Genomic DNA, 17,073 nt, shown 5'->3' with positions numbered 1-17,073 from the left:
GCTATAAAAAAAGCGGCATAAGCCGCTTTTTTTAGGGGAGGATGTGATTAGAGCTTCGTAGCAATAATTTCTTTCCACTTAGCCGGGCCTGTTGTGTGTACAGACTCACCGTTCGTGTCGACTGCTACGGTTACCGGCATATCTTTCACTTCAAACTCGTAGATCGCTTCCATACCCAGTTCAGGGAACGCCAACACCTCGGCGTTCGTGATCGCTTTAGATACCAAGTATGCAGCGCCACCCACAGCCATTAGGTAAACTGCCTTGTTGTCACGAATCGCATCGATCGCAATCGGACCACGCTCAGACTTACCAATCATTCCCATCAAGCCAGTGCTCTCGATCACTTGACGAGTGAACTTATCCATACGCGTGGCGGTCGTAGGTCCTGCTGGGCCTACAACTTCATCACCAACCGGATCAACAGGTCCGACGTAGTAGATAAAGCGGCCTTTGAGATCAACCGGTAACTCTTCACCGTTGTTTAGCATCTCAACCATCTTCTTGTGAGCTGCATCACGACCAGTCAGCATTTTACCGTTGAGCAATACTGTCTCGCCCGGCTGCCAGCTCTCAATCTCTTCTTGCGTCACGGTGTTTAGGTCAACACGGCGTGTTGTTTCACCCACTTCAAACGTCACTTCTGGCCATTCATCTAGGCTTGGTGGCGTCAATACTGCTGGGCCGGAGCCGTTAAGCGTAAAGTGAGCATGACGAGTTGCCGCGCAGTTTGGAATCATGCAGATTGGCAAAGATGCCGCATGTGTTGGGTAATCCTTAATCTTAATATCAAGAACTGTCGTCAGGCCACCTAGGCCTTGTGCGCCGATACCTAGCTCATTGACCGCATCCATGATCTCTAAACGCAGTTCTTCCACACGGTTCTGTGGGCCGCGTTCACGCAACTCATGAATATCGATAGGATCCATCAAGGACTCTTTAGCCATGACAGCCGCTTTCTCGGCTGTACCGCCGATACCAATACCCAGCATGCCAGGCGGACACCAACCCGCACCCATTGTTGGTACAGTCTTCTTGACCCACTCAACAATGCTATCTGAAGGATTCAGCATCACCATCTTCGACTTGTTCTCTGAGCCGCCACCTTTGGCTGCTACATGTACCTCAACTTCGTCACCCTCTACGATTTCGTAATGGATAACCGCTGGTGTGTTGTCTTTGGTATTTTGGCGCTTACCTGCAGGATCAGCCAAGATAGAAGCACGCAGAACGTTATCTGGGTGTGTGTATGCTTGTCGCACGCCTTCGTTGATCATATCAGCAACGCTCATCGTTGCATCAGACCACTGGACGTTCATGCCCACTTTGATGAATACCGTCACAATACCGGTATCTTGGCAGATTGGACGGTGTCCTTCGGCACACATGCGAGAATTAATAAGAATCTGTGCCATCGCATCTTTGGCAGCAGGGTTCTCTTCTCTTAGGTAAGCTTCGTGAACGCCTTTCACGAAGTCGATCGGGTGGTAGTAAGAAATAAACTGCAACGCATCAGCAACACTGCTGATCAGGTCGTCTTGGCGAATTACGCTCATTCGAGGCTCCACGGTTCTCTGTCGTTTCTTGTCTGACAAATCTACCGAGGATTATACAACAAATGCCCCCACAGTTCGGCACTGCAATAGCAGCAATAGTCCTAAAGTCGATGCTGATAGACCGTAAATAAGCGCATTGATATCGGCTGCGATATCACTCAAGATTCACGATCGTCGAGCGAATAGCGGCACGAGTTTTGTCAATAGAGGCCACGATTTCGTTGACCGCTTGCGTATCAACAGACATCTGCTGCCAACGCTGTGTCCAAGTGCTGTGTAGGAGCGCAGCTTGGCTCTCAACTTGGGGGCCAATCAGCATACTGAGCTCTTGGACTAAACCCACTTTCACCCAGCCAACACGAGGATTGCCGCGTACAGTATCGGCATCGTAATGGGCGGCATAAACCAGCTGCTCAAGCTCAGCAAGCTCCTTAACAACTTCAAACGCAGCGGTGCGGATCGTGTTGTTTTGCTCAGATATCTCCATCCGCCACACGTTGTAAGAGAAGCCAATCAAAGCAAAGATCACACTGAAGATTGCAGTTGCCTGATATGCTGACATACGTCGTGCCAAACTCGCTTGCGCCATGAATGCTCCCCTCTATCGATACACCCTCTTTATGATAGTCGCCAAAAAGCGCTATTCACCATGTTTCTTTTGGCGAAAGTGCGTTCACTTAGATACATTTTTCTCTAAATTAGCTATGGTTAAGTTAGTACCCAAGTATAACTGTAGGTAACGCAATGAAATTCATTACGCTACGTATCGTTGTCAATCAGGTAGTATTTGAGTTCAGCGCAAACGCTCCACGCGCGCCCAAAGATGCAGTCACCCAAGAGTTAACCACTCTGCTCGATGACGTACGCCAAAGTCAAAAGCTGGTTTCTGACCCCCATCTCGCTATGATGCAGCGCTTCTATGTTGAGTTCTGTGAACGATCATTAGCAGCATTGCAAAATGATGAGCCACTCCAGTCGATTGCATTCGACATTCCACCAGTGATTACCGAACATAGCCTGAAGATGCCGCTACGCTGCACGATACTCGAATCACCCAAGACCGAGTGCGAGCAGGTATAAAGTGCCGAAGCAGAGCAGCAAGCGGCCACACAGTGGCGGTAGCTTTTCTCTTGGCTTATCGAGTTGTGCTTGCACTAACAACGGCCTCACAAAAGGCACGCTCAGGAGCGTTACAGCCAGCAGTGGTAGCGCAAAAATCATGCTATTTAGCAACGTTAAGAGATAGCACAACGCCACCATAACAAGGAATAAGCGCCTACCAAAAGCAAAGCCACGGCGTACCGTGAGCGTCGCAATCTGATCAGCCCGATCTGCTTCATAATCACGTAGCTCGTTACTAAGCAACAGCGCTGCCACTAGGCAACTGACCGGCAAGCTCATTATGACCACCCGCCACTCAAATAAGCCGGTAAGCGCGGTATAACTACCGCTGACCATCAGAACACCCATCAACCAAAAAACAAGAACGACGCCCAACCCCTTCGCTTTATAGTTAATTGGCTGGAGCGTGTAGCCAAGCGCACCGACAAGGCCAACGATACAGAGCAGCAAAAACGGGAAGCCCACCAGAGCGGCGAAGTAAACACCCACCCCTGCTGCTGCAAGAAAACAGCCTAAGCCAGCCGCAAAGTTGCGCCGAATACGGCGACGCCTGACGACATCTAAGCCAATCAGCGAGAGATCCGCATAGTCATTGATAAGGTTGACGCCCGCCTGCAATAAGAGCCCGCCAAGCAAAATAAGCACGCCATGTTCCACCGCAACGCGACTCTGTTGGGCCGCAAGAACCCAACCTAGCCCACATGCTAACAGGGCAACAACAAATGAAAACGGACGCAATGAAGCGAGAAAACTGTAATCCTTACCCATCTTTATTTGATCCATTAAAAAAGGTGCCTAAGCACCTTTTTATCTGTAATACATAGCTTTAGCGCTGTGGAGCATTCGGTAGATCGCGCATGAGCAGACCATAGGTCATATCGGCATCAACATCGATTGGAATCTGCATAACATGGCCTGAACCCGGTGCTACATCAGCATCCTCGCCTTTCTTGTTGACCATGTTTTGCAGTTGAAACTTGCGATTGCCAGCCGGCGTCATCAGCTCCAGCGTATCACCCACAGCAAAACGGTTTTTCACGTCAACATGCATGACGCCTGCACTGCGATCGTACTCGAGTACTTCGCCCACAAACTGCTGATGCACGCCAACAGAGTTACCTGTCTCGTAGTTCTGGTACTCATCATGCACGTGGCGGCGATAAAAGCCTTCCGTGTAACCACGGCTGGCCAAATTCTCGAGTTCATCCATCAAGGACATATCAAATGGACGACCAGCAACCGCATCGTCGATCGCTTTACGATATGTCTGCGCAGTACGCGCAACATAGTAGTGCGACTTAGTACGCCCCTCGATCTTGAGCGAGTCAACACCCATCGCAGCGAGGCGGTGCACGTGCTGAATCGCGCGCAAGTCCTTTGAGTTCATGATGTACGTACCGTGCTCATCTTCAAAGGCAGGCATGTACTCACCAGGGCGAGTTTCTTCTTGCAGCAAGAAGATCTTGTCGGTTGGTTCGCCAACACCTAGATCTGGCGTCGCAGCTTGCGGATCAAAGCTCTGTACCGGAATAATATCGCCAGATTCACTCTGTGTTGCTTCGTGCGCATCATACTTCCAACGGCACGTGTTGGTGCAAGTACCCTGATTCGGATCACGCTTGTTAATGTAACCGGAGAGCAAACAGCGGCCAGAATAAGCGATACACAGCGCGCCATGCACAAACACCTCAATTTCCATCTCTGGGCAACGTTGGCGGATCTCTTCTACTTCATCCAGTGAGAGTTCACGGGACAAAATCACTCGCTCAATGCCAGCTTGGTGCCAGAATTTCACCGCCGCCCAGTTCATCGTATTGGCCTGCACCGACAGATGAATTGGCACATCAGGAAAGTGTTCTTTAACCAGCATGACGAGTCCAGGATCGGACATAATCAGCGCATCAGGACCCATCGCGATAACCGGTTTAAGATCATCAATGTAGGTTTTGAGCTTGCTATTGTGCGGCAAGATGTTACTAGCGAGGAAAAACTTTTTACCTTGCTGGTGTGCAATATCAATCCCTTCTGCCAGGTTATCCATGTTGAAATCGTTGTTACGCACACGCAAGCTATAACGGGGTTGCCCGGCGTATACAGCATCGGCACCGTATGCAAAAGCGTATTTCATATTTTTAAGTGTCCCGGCAGGGGACAAAAGTTCTGGACTTAACATATGCACTGGAATCTCGGAGATGGGTTAATCATGCAAGGTCTTGCAATTCGACTTCGAACAGAGGTGTATATACTGAGCCATGCTCGCCGCGTTTGCTCTGAAACAGAACAACTGAATCGGCCAAACTGAAGAGATCCAACTCTGGCCAGCAGCACGGATGCTCAAAGCGGTTATCAGCAGGCATTCGTCCCAACGTTATATGGGGTTTAAAGTCCCCTGCATCAGGGTTAATGCCCACCCGCTCAACCATATCAGCAACGTGCTGTTGCAAAGCAACCAGCTCTTCATTAGCTGATGGAAGCGCTGCAATCAGCGCAAGCTCTGGGTTTACTTGGTAGTAACGAATACGGTCCAAATGCACTTGCAAGGAGAACTCATCACTCAGTGCCCGCTTAGCCTCATCCTCTAGCTGGTCTACTTGCTCAAGCGTTGTATCGCCTAAGAAGCACAGCGTTAAGTGGTAAGCATCAGAGTCGACCCAGTCGACCTCTAGCTGCCGATCATGTCCACACATACCATCGGCACAGTCCGCTAGCTGCCTAACAACCTTGTCGTTTAGACGCAGCGCAAAAAAAGTTCGAATCCTCATGGGCTCCGGGCATACACCTTCTTCATTCGAAACGAGCTATTTTGCCTACCAAGGCAGCGTAGCGCAAATATTTATCAACGACGCATACGTGCAGTCACACGTTTGTTCTCTTCACTTGAAAGCATCATGCGTAACCAGCGTTCAACCGCTGGGTATGCAGAGTAATCAAACTTCGCCAGTTTCGGCCAACTGAGGACTAAAGCACCGTGAATATCTGCAAAGGTTTTCTCGCCACATAAGTAGTCTTGCTCAGCCAAACGCTGCTCCAACACAGGCAGAAAGCGCGTTAACTGCTCTGCTGCCTTTGCCAGTGCGCTCTGATCAGGAGCGTCACCGGCATACTTAACCTGCAATAACATCTCCAGCGCAGGCGCTTCCAACTGATTACTAATAAAGAGCGTCCACTGCCAGATACTTGCCTCGCCCGCTGGCGTATCAGCCCAAAGCTTGCCATTGCCGTACTGGCGCACCAAGTAATAGAGAATCGCCTGTGTTTCAAAGATAACCACATCGCCATCCACCAGCGTTGGTACTTTTCCTGTTGGATTAAGCGCCAAGTAGTCAGCGGTTTGCGTTTGCGGGCTGCGGGGCAACATCTCTTCCACCTCATACTCGAGGCCAAGGGTCTCTAACACAACCATTACCGCTGCCCCTCGGGACAATGCACTTCCATATAGCTTGATCATTATGGCTACCTATTAATTACCGATACGGGCTTGTAAGTTGTTAATGCGTTTTTTGATCGCCAACAGTTCACGATTCACATTGCGTCGGCTAGCATCAATCGCATTAATATCGTTTTCTAATGCCTTAACACGCTTGACTACCGAGCTATTGTTGGTGGCGCGAGGCTGCTTTTGTAACTGCGCAAGCTTAGTGTCTTGTTGCTTTAGGACAGTGCGTAGATCAACGAAATCATCTGCGACCGACTCTTCTACCACGGCAATATGCGTACGCAGCGCAGCAAGAGCATTCTGAATATCAGTAAGTTGCTGCTGTTGTTTGGCGTGCTTAGCGCCAGCTTGCTTGGCAGCGGCTTCTTGACTTGTTTGTAACGACACCATGGTACTTTCCGCGGTTTTCAACTGCCCTTCTAGGGCCGTTAAAGCCGCCTGCAAAGCCTGTACCTGAGTGAGCTGCTGACTTAAGTCGCTCTGTGCTTGGCTCAGCTGCTCAAGCGTACCCGCCTGGCTCTGCCCCGCTTTTATGGCCTGCGTGATAGCCTCATTCACTTCAACAATGGCACTGCTGTTACTGGCTATCTGCTTTTTCACTTGCGCAAGATCCGTGTTAACCGATTGATTAACCGCTTCCCACAACTTCGCCGTCTCGGTATCTAGTTTCGCTTGTTGCGCGGCTTGAAGATTTTCTAGCGTTTGTAGCTGAGCAACCACACTCGGGGTATCTTCAGCTGCATTGTCAGGATCTACGCTCAACATAGTTTCCAGTGCAGCAATGCGTTGCTTTGCTTGATCGAGCTCCGTTTGCAGCACAAATTCGCGAAGCTCACTTTTCTGCTGCGCGTCAAACACCAAGTAACCCAACCCACTACACGCTGCGGTAAGTAAAATTAAAACAAGCGACGTAAACCAACCGCCACGACTTGCCTCAGAAGCGGCAGGGGCAGCAGGCTTGCCACGATGGGCAGCATCAGGAGTAGCGACAGATGAAGGCTCTTTGGCGGGGCCTAGGTTGGGCACATTTAAGTGAGGGTCATGCTGGCTCATGGTTTTGTCCATCGGAAAACTCAGAGCAAAAAAGTAGCAGCTTTATTAGCGCAACAAAAGGCCTTTGCTTGGCCTCTTGCTGCACCGAGGCTCACTAGCGAAGCGCAGAAGCTGCGAACGCATCGCGTGTATAGTTCTCCGCGCCGTTGGCTTTGACACAGATGTTGTCTTCAATACGAATACCACCCCAAGGCAACAGGTGCTCAACAAGCGACCAATTCACATGCTGATGCAGCGCCGTTTCCTTGAGCTGAGCAAGCAAACTCGGAATAAAATAAAGGCCCGGCTCAATCGTGACCACCATGCCCTCTTCTAACGTGCGAGTTAGGCGCAGGAAGGGGTGCGCTTCTGGCGGCTCCACGATGGCACCGCTAGCGTCATGCTGCCAACCACCAATATCGTGGACCTGAATACCCAGCAAATGACCAAGGCCATGTGGAAAAAAGGTCCGTGTTAACGCTAAACGCTCAGCGTCGTTTTGCAGCTCGGTTGTAATCACGCCAGATAACAGCAGGATATCAAACAGTTTGGCGTGCATCTGTTCGTGCAAAGCCACAAACGATGTCCCCACCTTTGCACTGGCAACAATCTCTAGCTGCGCACGGTCCAGCTCCTCGATTAAGGCGGCAAAGGCTTGATCCCCTTGCGAGGTGGTACGGGTAATGTCTGCCACATATCCCCAGTGCGTTGCGCCTGCGTCCACCAGCATTGACCGGTGATTTCCCGGCAGGGCTGTCTCTTTGTGTTGATAGTGCAACACAGCCGCGTGTTCATTGAGGCCGATAATATTGTTGTAAGGCAGTGCCGTCTCAAGTTGCTGCGTGGCGCCCAAGTACATTTGGTGAATTTCGAACTCGGATAAGCCCTGCGAGAAGCCAAGCTGTGCAGCTTGATGCCCTAGCGCAGCAACCCGGTTCGCCTCACGAATACATCCCTGTTCAAACTCCGACTTCGTAGCACGATCATGGTGAATTGCGGCTAACAGATCTGCAGCGTTAACGGAGACATTCGGCGGCAAAGCATCAAGATGATTACCACTAACCAGCGCAGTACGACCCATGCTAGGCAATTGACTAATCAATACGTTCGCATCGGCAAACAACGTAATATCGTAGTGCTCGCACCAAAAGGCATCAGGTTGCGAAGGTGTTACATGCCAAAAATCATCCGGTGAGTAGATAAATAGCTTGGGCTTGCCCTCATTGGTTATCAGCACCCAGCTCTTAGGATGATCTGTTAAGAAAGGCATCCACTGCACAAAGTGCGGATTCGCTTTAAATGCCGGCGCATAGTCATCAAGAAAGTGGTTCTCTGTATGGCCTGAGTAGACGAGTAAACTATCAAACTCAAACTGCTCCAATATGCGGCGCGTGCGCTGCAACATGTTTGTCAGGTGGCTATCAAATAGAGACAACATATTTCTACCTTTTATACATTAATCAGTTTGAGGCGCTTGCTCAGCGGCAAGCTTACGCCAGAACGGCTCAAGTGAGGCATGATGGTTACTTCGCAGGCGATACAAACGCACCTGCAGTGGAATATTCCAGTGCTCATCGCCCGCCGCAGCTAAACGGCGATAGTTGAGGCTCTCCTCGGCCAAGCGCTTCGGTACCCAGCCAACACCAAAGCCCTCTTTAATCATCGCTTTTACACTCACCGATGCCATATTTTCGTTAATCGTCGTTAGATGCGGCGTATCAGGTGTGTTTTGTAACTTATGTTCAATCAGAGGTCTTAAGAACGAGCTTGGGTGGTAGTTGATATAGGGAAGTGGATCACGTTTGCTACCCGGTAGCTGAAAAATAGCCTCACCAGCCTCGTTGGTCGCCGATATGGGGATCAGTTCTTCATCGCATACGACGATATGCTCAAACTCATCGCTCTCCAAATCCTCGATCACGTCAATCAAGGGATGCCAATAGCAGAGTACCAAATCGCACTTCCCTTGCTGCAGAGCGTTCACAAAATCGCTCGCGCCCCAAGCGGTGGAGGTCAGATCAAGATCGATATCAACCCCATGGCGCTCTGAAGCAGGCATAAGCCAGTTGCGATAGAAGAGCAAGTACAGTGTTTGCGTTGTAGCAAAGCGCAGCCGACTCTCTTGAGCCTCTCGTATCTCGCGGCAGCGCGCTTTCGTGTCTTGGGCAATACTCGACATCTGCCGCGCGCCCAGCAGGAAAATTTCTCCGGCTGGAGTGAGCGTCAGAGGCAATGTATTACGATCAATGAGGGTAACTCCCATCTCCTCTTCAAGGAGTTTGATGCGCCGGCTCAACGTCGGCTGAGTGACGTTTCGCTCCTCCGCAGCACGCGAAAAATGCCGTGTCTGCGCCAGCGCGATAAAGTCATCTAACCAACGAAGTTCCATGCTCCCCCCGATCTAAGCCAAACTAAGTGACTTTTTCTAAGCACACTGCAACCATTCATAGATAGGGTGCAGTATAGATGCTCCAAGCGTAATGGAGCGCTGAGGAGACCAACCATATACCGGATCAGGTTTTAGATCGTAGTCTTTGAATGGCATCTCTAATGTCATCGCTGGGCAGCGGAAGTGTCCCCCCACCCAGAACGAGGCTATCGTCATCATCTCTGGACCAAACTTGCCCACTTCATAGCCGCGCTCCATCTGGAAGTCAGGATTTGCACGCATCAGGTCAAGCCGGAACTGGGTTTCCTGACGCAAGATAGCATCATCAACCGGCGCTCCTTCTTGGCCAGCAATAAAGTTCACCGGTAGTGCTTCATCGCCGTGCAGATCAAGGAACAGACTCACGCCCACCTGCTGCATTTTCTGACGCACATAATAGACCTCAGGGCTGCGCTCCAGCGTAGGGGTTTGCCACTCACGATTCAAGTTTGCACCGCAAGCGTTGGTGCGTAGATGCCCACGCACTGCGCCATCAGGGTTCATGTTCGGTACAATCCAGAAGGTTGCGTGCTCAAGCAGCGCTTTGCTCAATGCGTCGTTACCATCAAGCAACCGCTCCAGCAGCCCTTCAGCACACCACTGAGCCATGGTTTCACCGGGGTGCTGGCGTGCTGTGACCCAAATATTCGCTTTTTCAGGGGAACCATCACCCACCTGTAACAACGTAATATCGCGCCCATCTAGCGTCGCACCTAGGTCATGCTCAACCACCAGCGGTGATAGCGCACAGCGCGCTATCAGGTCTAGGTGCCGTTCATAACTGTAGGGCGCAAAGTAAGCATAATAAACGCTCTGTTGCTCAGGGGTGTGTTGAATGACTAACTCACCATCTGTGTAGTCAGTGGGCACACGAAACCAGCTTTTACGATCATACGACGCGACAGCACGATAGTCGGGCCAGCCGTCAACATACGCCGCTTCATTGGCATTGAGTAGCCGGATCTTCAGTGGCTCATTTTGCGCACCTTGTAGGCGGAAATAAAACCACTGAAAAAACGCTGACTCATTGTCCAAACGAATCTTCAGCTGGATATCTGCTGGGTTATCCACCGCAACCGTTTCGATGTTACCCGCATCGAATTGGCTTGAGACTCTGATCATTTAGATACGCCCCTCTTCAACCCCGTGGCATGCGACTTGAGAACCATCGGCTAACGGAATCAACGCGGGAATCTCTTGCTTGCAGCGCTCATTCGCATGAGGGCAGCGGCCATGGAATACACAACCTGATGGCAGGTTAACGGGTGTAGGTACCTCGCCTTGTAGGCGAATAAAATCAGGACGATCATCTTCTAAACGGGGGATCGCCGACAGCAGCGCGCGGGTATACGGATGGCGCGGTTCAGCAAATAGATTTTTCGTGCTCGCCAGCTCACATAATGTGCCTAAGTACATTACCGCAACGCGCGTACCAAAGTGCTCAACAACCGCTAAATCATGGGTGATAAAGAGGTAGGTGAGATTACGGCTCTCTTGCGCATCCATCATCAAATTGAGTACCTGAGCCTGAATCGATACATCCAATGCAGAGATCGGCTCATCAGCAACGATAAACTCAGGATCCACAGCCAGCGCACGCGCGATGCTGATCCGTTGACGCTGACCGCCAGAAAACTCATGCGGGTAACGCTCGCCCCACGAGGGATCAACCCCGACTGAGTGCATCACTTCATGAATCTTATCGCGCAGCTCAACCGCAGAGAGCGATGGATTATGGAACTGCACCGGTTCGCGCAGAGTTTCCATAATCGTCATTCGCGGGTTTAATGATGCGTACGGGTTCTGGAAGATCATCTGCATCTTCTTTCGATAGGGCAACAGCGCTTTGTCATCGAGATTATCGATACGCTCACCACGGTACGACACTTCACCTGCTGAAGGCTTCAATAGCCCCATCACGGTGCGAGCCACGGTGGATTTACCACACCCCGACTCACCTACAACACACAGCGCCTCACCCTGTATAACATCCAGGCTAACACCATTGATCGCGTGAACATGCTCCTGCTCACGCACAAGCTTGCCGCCACGGAACTTGATCTGATCGAGAAAATCCCCCGAGATCGAAAATCGCTTATACAGGTCTCGGATTTGAACAAGCGAGTTATTTGTATCTGTCATCACTACACCTCGTCTCCCATCGCTTGCTCACGCTTCATTTCTGCCACCATATGGCACGCTACACGGCAGTTACCCGACACGGTGGAGTCAGGCAGATTATGGCGGCAGATCTCCATAACGTATTCACAACGTGGGTTAAACGCACAACCAGTCGGAATACGTTGCAGCGGCGGCATAGCCCCCTTGATTTGGTTCAGCTTCTGCCCTGCTTGCGCCATTTGCGGCAGTGCATTCATCAAGCCTTGGGTATATGGGTGCTGAGGATCATTGATGATCTCTTTCGTTGGACCCCGCTCAATCACACGGCCAGCGTACATAACCATCATGTTTTGCGTGACTTCAGACACTACGCCCAGATCATGGGTAATCAGGATCAGCGCAACGTTGTTCTGCTCGCACAGGTTTAGCATGAGATCCATAATTTCAGCTTGGATCGTTACATCAAGCGCCGTCGTTGGCTCATCAGCAATAATGACATCGGGATCAAGTAACAAACCGATTGCGATAACAATACGCTGACGCATACCACCCGAAAGCTCGTGCGGGTACTGATCTAAACGCGTTTCTGGCGAAGGAATCTGGACCTGCTGTAGCTTTTGGAGCGCAATTTTACGCGCATCCGATTCCCGCATTTTACGGTGAGCTAACAAACACTCGACCATCTGCTGCCCAATCGTGAGCACCGGGTTGAGTGTCATCATCGGGTCTTGGAAGATCATCGAGATACGGTTACCGCGAATTTCACGCAGCTGGTGCGGCTTCAGATCAGCTAGGTTTTGGCCTTCAAAGTTCACCGCCCCCTTACTGATATAACCGGGACGAGAGATCAGGTTCAGAATAGAGAACCCCAGTACCGATTTACCTGCACCGGATTCACCCACAATACCAAGGCGCTCGCCGCGCTCCAGCGAAAAGTTGATCTCCCGAAGCGCCTTCACTGCACCAGAACGCAGGCCAAAGCACACCTCAAGGTCTTTTACTTCTAACAAAGCCATGTGCTTTTACCCCTTGTACAGTTTCGGATTCAATACATCACGCATCCAGTCGCCTAGCAGGTTCATCACCAACACTAGAACCACCAGCACGACGCCAGGAATGACCGTGATCCACCAAGAACCGGAGAAGATATACTCAAATCCGCTCGAGATCAGCGAACCCAGCGAAGGTTGCGATACGGGCATCCCCAAACCAAGGAACGAGAGTGACGCTTCAGAGATAATGGCGTTCGCTACCTGTACCGTCGAAATAACCAAAATAGGCGACAGCGTGTTCGGCAAAATATGGCGGAACATAATACGTAAGCGGCCAAACCCCATGACACGGGCAGCATCGACATACTCTTTCTTTTTCTCTGCCAACACCGATGCACGGATCGTACGCGCGTACTGAGGCCATTCAGCAATACCAATCACGAGTATCAGCATGATCATGGCCAGATCCTGATAAAGCTCAGTGCCGAACGTAGCCTGAAAAACTGCCAAAACAATAATGGCTACCATCATCGTGGAGAAAGAGAGCTGTATATCTGCAAAGCGCATCAACAAGCTATCGACACGGCCACCAACATAACCTGCGGTTAAACCGATCACTATCCCTAAGAAGGCCTGCAACAGCACAGCACAAATGCCAATTGTTAACGAGACCCGCGTGCCGTAAAGGATCGTCGATAACATATCGCGGCCCTGAGCATCTGTTCCTAGATAGAAGCGCTCATCCCCTTCCTCTTCCCAACTGGGTGGAATCTCAGAGTCTAAGATATCCACTTGGGACAGATCATAAGGGTCGTAAGGGGACAGTAGCGGTGCACCTAACGCTAAAATCACGTACGTGATGAAGATCAGGAAGCTCAGCTGCGCAACGCGATCTATTTTAAAACTATGAAAAAAGTGGGAATCCTTAAACCGTTGCCAAGCTGACGGCTGAGGATCCATTTGGAAGCTTGTATCACTCATGATTATCGTCCTGCCAGCTTAACGGTTGGGTTTACAAGACCGTAGATCAGGTCTACCAAAGTGTTGGTGACAACAAAGATCGCACCCACCACGATCAAATACGCGACAATCAGCGGCGTATCAACGCGGTTAACAGCCTCCAAGAACAGGAAACCCATCCCCGGCCACTGGAACACAGTCTCGGTAAGAATGGTGTAGGCCACCATGGTGCCAATCTGGACACCGCCCACAGTAATCACGGGAAGCATGGTGTTTTTTAGGGCATGCAAAAAGTAGATGCGACGTGGCGAGATACCCTTCGCCCATGCAAACTTCACATACTCCGATTGCAAAACCTCCATCATCTCCGCTCGAATCAAGCGGATAAACAGCGGTAGCATGATGGATGCCAAGGTAAAGCACGGCAAGATGAGGTGCTCTAAGCCATCTTGAGTAAAGAAGCCGCTCTCCCAAAAACCAAGAATCTCAACGGTTTCGCCACGGCCGTAAGATGGCATCCAGCCCAGCTCAATTGAAAAGAGGTAAATTAGTCCAATCGCCGTCAAGAACACGGGGATCGAAATGCCCACGATGCTAAAGCCCATAACAGCTTTTGAAAAAACACTTTGCGGCTTGATAGCGGAATAAACGCCCAAGGGTACCGAGAAGAGAACGATGATAAAGGTTGCACCGATCACCAGCTCTAACGTTGCTGGAAACTTATTGAGGATCACCTCAAGTGCCGGTTCTTTAAAAAAGTAAGACTCGCCAAGATCGCCTTGCAGAGCATTCTTCGCGAAGCGCACATATTGAACCAAAAACGGGTCATTCAACCCCATCTCATCGCGTAATGCCTGACGCTCCTCTTCAGACACCGCTTGTCCTACCAGCTCACGTAATGGATCACCGAGGTTATCCTGAATAGAGAAGCTGATAAGACTAATTACAAACATCACGACAACGGCTTGGAAGAACCGTTTAATAAAAAACGCAATCATGATAATCAGCCTTGGTTGGCAGTTTATGGCTAAACGCCGATTTGGAAGACTTGGCCGATAACGCTCGCACCCGCCATCACCCTCGTTTCTTTCTTATATTTTTGCGCCCGAAAACAAAAAGAGCCCGGCCAGTTCTTAGTCAACCGCCCAGGCTCCCTCCGGACTTAACGCTTACTCTTCGACTACCAAGTCTCCGAGGTAAGGGAAGTTCATCACATTCACAACTGGGTCGACATTCACCCCTTTACGTGCACCCCAGCTCAAGTTCTGCCAGTGCAATGGGATAAAGCCCGCTTCGTCGTAAACGATCTTTTCCATCTCTTGCATGATCTTCGTACGCTTCTCAACATCAGTTGTTGCGTTCGCTTCAGCAATCATGCTGTCAATTTTCTTATTACAGTAGTTACCGCTGTTGTACTGCCCCCAACCGGTATCCTTGTTAGGACACGCCGACAAGAACTCGAAGAAGTTGTTGGTATCTTCAGTATCTGAGTGCCAACCGATCATCATCATGTCAGCAGCACGCTTGTCGAACTCAGGCCAATACTGAGCCTTCGGCATCGTTTTCAGATCGACTTTAATGTTGATCTTAGACAGCATCGACGCAACGGCTTGTGCAATTTTGGCGTCGTTCACGTAACGGTTGTTTGGTGCCATCATCGTGATGTTGAAGCCGTTCTCGTAGCCCGCTTCTTTCATCAACTGCTTCGCTTTTTTCAGATCATAACGTGGCGTCAACGCTGGGTTATGGCCCAAGTAGCCTTTTGGCGAGAACTGAGCGCCCGGCGTTGCAAAGCCTTTCATGATCTTCTTAACGATACCCTCTTGGTTGATTGCGTATGCAATCGCCAAGCGTACTTTTGGATCTTTAAACGCCTCAACACGTTCTTGGTTCATCTGGAACGTGATAATACGCGTGCCGCCTAGCGTCACAAGATCAACTTTATCGCTGCCCTTCAAACGCTTGTGATCAGTCGGAGGTACCGGTGCGATGAAATCAACATCACCTGAAAGTAGCGCTGCAACACGTGTTGGCGCCTCTTTAATTGGCGTTAGTACGATCTTATCAACGTTGCCAGGAGACGCTGCATCCCAGTAGTCCGCAGTACGTTGGAACTCAACTTTAACGCCTTGCTGGCGCGAAGATACCGTGAATGGCCCGGTACCAGAGATATTGCGTGATGCGAAAGAGTCGCCGTGTTTAACCAACAGATCTTTCGGCTTACCGTTGGCATCTTCACCAGAGAAGAACTGGCTATCCATCGGGAAAAGGTAAGTCATGTTGTTAAGAACCAGAGGGAATGGCTCTTTCGTCACCATATCGATGGTGTGATCATCAACAACTTTGAGTTCTTTGAAAGGTGCAAAAATCCCCTTGAAGTCAGGTGAGTCTTGCAAACGCTTAAAGGTGAACGCAACGTCTTTAGCAGTAAAGTCGTTACCGCTGTGGAATTTTACGCCCTTGCGCAAGTGGAAACGCATAGTGTTGTCATCAACACGCTCCCATTTTTCAGCCAAGCGCGGTTCAAAACCTAGGTTACGATCCCAACGCAGCAGTGGGTCGTGCGTAAGATGGGAAAGCTGTAACGTACCACCAGACAGCTGCTCATATGGATCAAGAGAGACAGGGTCTGCATCGTATGCCATTTTCAACGTTGCAGCCTGTGCACTTGCAATGCTCAATGCCAGAGCAGCACCCGCCAAGATAGATGCGGTCTTTTTCATCACGGTATCCCTTTTTGATTATTGTGTTAGGGTTCTCAAGTAACAGAAAAAGACTACCGGATCGTCACAATCGCACCAATCGAAATTGTAAGTAGCACTATGCGAGATTTAAATAGGAGATAAAACCATTACAAAACAAAACGTTGGAAGTGCATAGAAAGCGGCACTAAATTGCCGCCCTCTAACATTGACTAAAAATCAACCAAGAAAAACACATTGGCGCTTCTCTTCAGCAAGCCCCAGCGCCTGATAAAAAGCATGAGTTTCCGGACGCTCAACATTGCTACGCACCCGCAAACCAAAGCCGGATTCATTCGCCCAGTCACGCACATGCTCCACAAGCTTCGTGCCGACACCTTGGCGACGAACTGAATCATCCACCACGATACCGCCAATCTCTATAAAGGGATCAGAAGCGACCCGCAGTGAAATAAAGCCATGAATCCAGCCCTTTACTTCATCATCTTGCTCAAAGACCCAAACATGATTAGTGTTGCTGGCGTTCAGCACTTTGAGTAGCCGCTCACGTGCATGCTCCTCAGAAGCCACCTCATAACCTAACGTAGCGCCTAAACGGTTAATACCTTCGAAGTCGTTGATGGTTGCCATTCTGATCATATCCCTGCCCCTTTATTGATTTCATGCTGTGTATCAATTAGTTAGGTTTCATAAGTGAACTATAGTTCAAACAAAAAGAGACTGC

At 50.2% G+C, this 17,073-nt stretch carries 17 protein-coding genes; 1 reads left to right on the top strand and 16 read right to left on the bottom strand.

What is annotated here, in order from left to right; genetic code table 11:
- Nucleotides 1-47 precede the first annotated feature (47 nt).
- Nucleotides 48-1,556 (bottom strand): fumarate hydratase, encoded by a 1,509-nt coding sequence (locus EOE65_RS00455; RefSeq protein WP_127692328.1) that lies wholly within the window; start codon nt 1,554-1,556, stop codon nt 48-50.
- 154 nt (nt 1,557-1,710) lie between these two features.
- On the bottom strand, nt 1,711-2,145 hold the full coding sequence (locus tag EOE65_RS00450) for a hypothetical protein (protein WP_127692327.1): 435 nt from the start codon (nt 2,143-2,145) through the stop codon (nt 1,711-1,713).
- Between the two features lie 155 nt (nt 2,146-2,300).
- Between EOE65_RS00450 and EOE65_RS00445 the strand changes: the two genes are divergently transcribed.
- On the top strand, nt 2,301-2,636 hold the full coding sequence (locus EOE65_RS00445; RefSeq protein WP_127692326.1) for a hypothetical protein: 336 nt from the start codon (nt 2,301-2,303) through the stop codon (nt 2,634-2,636).
- Here the strand turns inward: EOE65_RS00445 and EOE65_RS00440 are convergent.
- The 14 genes from EOE65_RS00440 to EOE65_RS00375 all read right to left on the bottom strand — a co-directional run bounded on the left by EOE65_RS00440 (nt 2,607) and on the right by EOE65_RS00375 (nt 16,988).
- The gene (locus tag EOE65_RS00440; protein ID WP_127692325.1) at nt 2,607-3,461 is read right to left on the bottom strand and encodes a prenyltransferase; all 855 of its coding nucleotides are present in this window, start codon (nt 3,459-3,461) and stop codon (nt 2,607-2,609) included. The two genes, EOE65_RS00445 and EOE65_RS00440, sit on opposite strands and share 30 nt — an antisense overlap.
- Before the next feature lie 43 nt (nt 3,462-3,504).
- Nucleotides 3,505-4,851 carry a prephenate-dependent tRNA uridine(34) hydroxylase TrhP gene (gene trhP, locus EOE65_RS00435; RefSeq protein ID WP_127692324.1) on the bottom strand — a complete coding sequence of 449 codons (1,347 nt, stop codon included), beginning with the start codon at nt 4,849-4,851 and terminating at the stop codon, nt 3,505-3,507.
- 28 nt (nt 4,852-4,879) lie between these two features.
- Entirely contained in the window at nt 4,880-5,440 is a 561-nt protein-coding gene (thpR, locus tag EOE65_RS00430) for an RNA 2',3'-cyclic phosphodiesterase (protein ID WP_127692323.1), read from the bottom strand.
- Nucleotides 5,441-5,514: 74 nt separating this feature from the next.
- Nucleotides 5,515-6,126 carry a glutathione S-transferase family protein gene (locus tag EOE65_RS00425; RefSeq protein ID WP_127692322.1) on the bottom strand — a complete coding sequence of 204 codons (612 nt, stop codon included), beginning with the start codon at nt 6,124-6,126 and terminating at the stop codon, nt 5,515-5,517.
- Nucleotides 6,127-6,138: 12 nt separating this feature from the next.
- Nucleotides 6,139-7,167, bottom strand: a complete 1,029-nt coding sequence (locus tag EOE65_RS00420) for a hypothetical protein (RefSeq protein WP_127692321.1) — start codon at nt 7,165-7,167, stop codon at nt 6,139-6,141.
- A gap of 94 nt (nt 7,168-7,261) precedes the next feature.
- Nucleotides 7,262-8,584 carry a Xaa-Pro dipeptidase gene (gene pepQ, locus EOE65_RS00415; RefSeq protein ID WP_127692320.1) on the bottom strand — a complete coding sequence of 441 codons (1,323 nt, stop codon included), beginning with the start codon at nt 8,582-8,584 and terminating at the stop codon, nt 7,262-7,264.
- A gap of 18 nt (nt 8,585-8,602) precedes the next feature.
- Nucleotides 8,603-9,535: a LysR family transcriptional regulator gene (locus tag EOE65_RS00410; protein ID WP_127692319.1), complete on the bottom strand. Its 933-nt coding sequence runs from the start codon at nt 9,533-9,535 to the stop codon at nt 8,603-8,605.
- Between the two features lie 36 nt (nt 9,536-9,571).
- The gene (locus EOE65_RS00405) at nt 9,572-10,696 is read right to left on the bottom strand and encodes a M14 family metallopeptidase (RefSeq protein WP_127692318.1); all 1,125 of its coding nucleotides are present in this window, start codon (nt 10,694-10,696) and stop codon (nt 9,572-9,574) included.
- Nucleotides 10,697-11,716, bottom strand: a complete 1,020-nt coding sequence (locus tag EOE65_RS00400) for an ABC transporter ATP-binding protein (RefSeq protein ID WP_127692317.1) — start codon at nt 11,714-11,716, stop codon at nt 10,697-10,699.
- A gap of 2 nt (nt 11,717-11,718) precedes the next feature.
- Nucleotides 11,719-12,711, bottom strand: a complete 993-nt coding sequence (locus tag EOE65_RS00395; RefSeq protein WP_127692316.1) for an ABC transporter ATP-binding protein — start codon at nt 12,709-12,711, stop codon at nt 11,719-11,721.
- A 6-nt stretch (nt 12,712-12,717) separates the two neighbouring features.
- Complete coding sequence (locus EOE65_RS00390; protein WP_127692315.1) at nt 12,718-13,668, bottom strand: ABC transporter permease; 951 nt, start codon at nt 13,666-13,668, stop codon at nt 12,718-12,720.
- 2 nt (nt 13,669-13,670) lie between these two features.
- Nucleotides 13,671-14,645 carry an ABC transporter permease gene (locus EOE65_RS00385; protein WP_127692314.1) on the bottom strand — a complete coding sequence of 325 codons (975 nt, stop codon included), beginning with the start codon at nt 14,643-14,645 and terminating at the stop codon, nt 13,671-13,673.
- A gap of 171 nt (nt 14,646-14,816) precedes the next feature.
- Entirely contained in the window at nt 14,817-16,370 is a 1,554-nt protein-coding gene (locus EOE65_RS00380) for an ABC transporter substrate-binding protein (protein WP_127692313.1), read from the bottom strand.
- Between the two features lie 198 nt (nt 16,371-16,568).
- Nucleotides 16,569-16,988 carry a GNAT family N-acetyltransferase gene (locus tag EOE65_RS00375; protein WP_127692312.1) on the bottom strand — a complete coding sequence of 140 codons (420 nt, stop codon included), beginning with the start codon at nt 16,986-16,988 and terminating at the stop codon, nt 16,569-16,571.
- Between the last annotated feature and the right edge of the window lie 85 nt (nt 16,989-17,073).

It is taken from the genome of Neptunomonas marina (genome assembly GCF_004005935.1).
GTDB lineage: Bacteria > Pseudomonadota > Gammaproteobacteria > Pseudomonadales > Balneatricaceae > Neptunomonas > Neptunomonas marina.
This window is presented reverse-complemented; position numbering and strand designations above follow the sequence as displayed.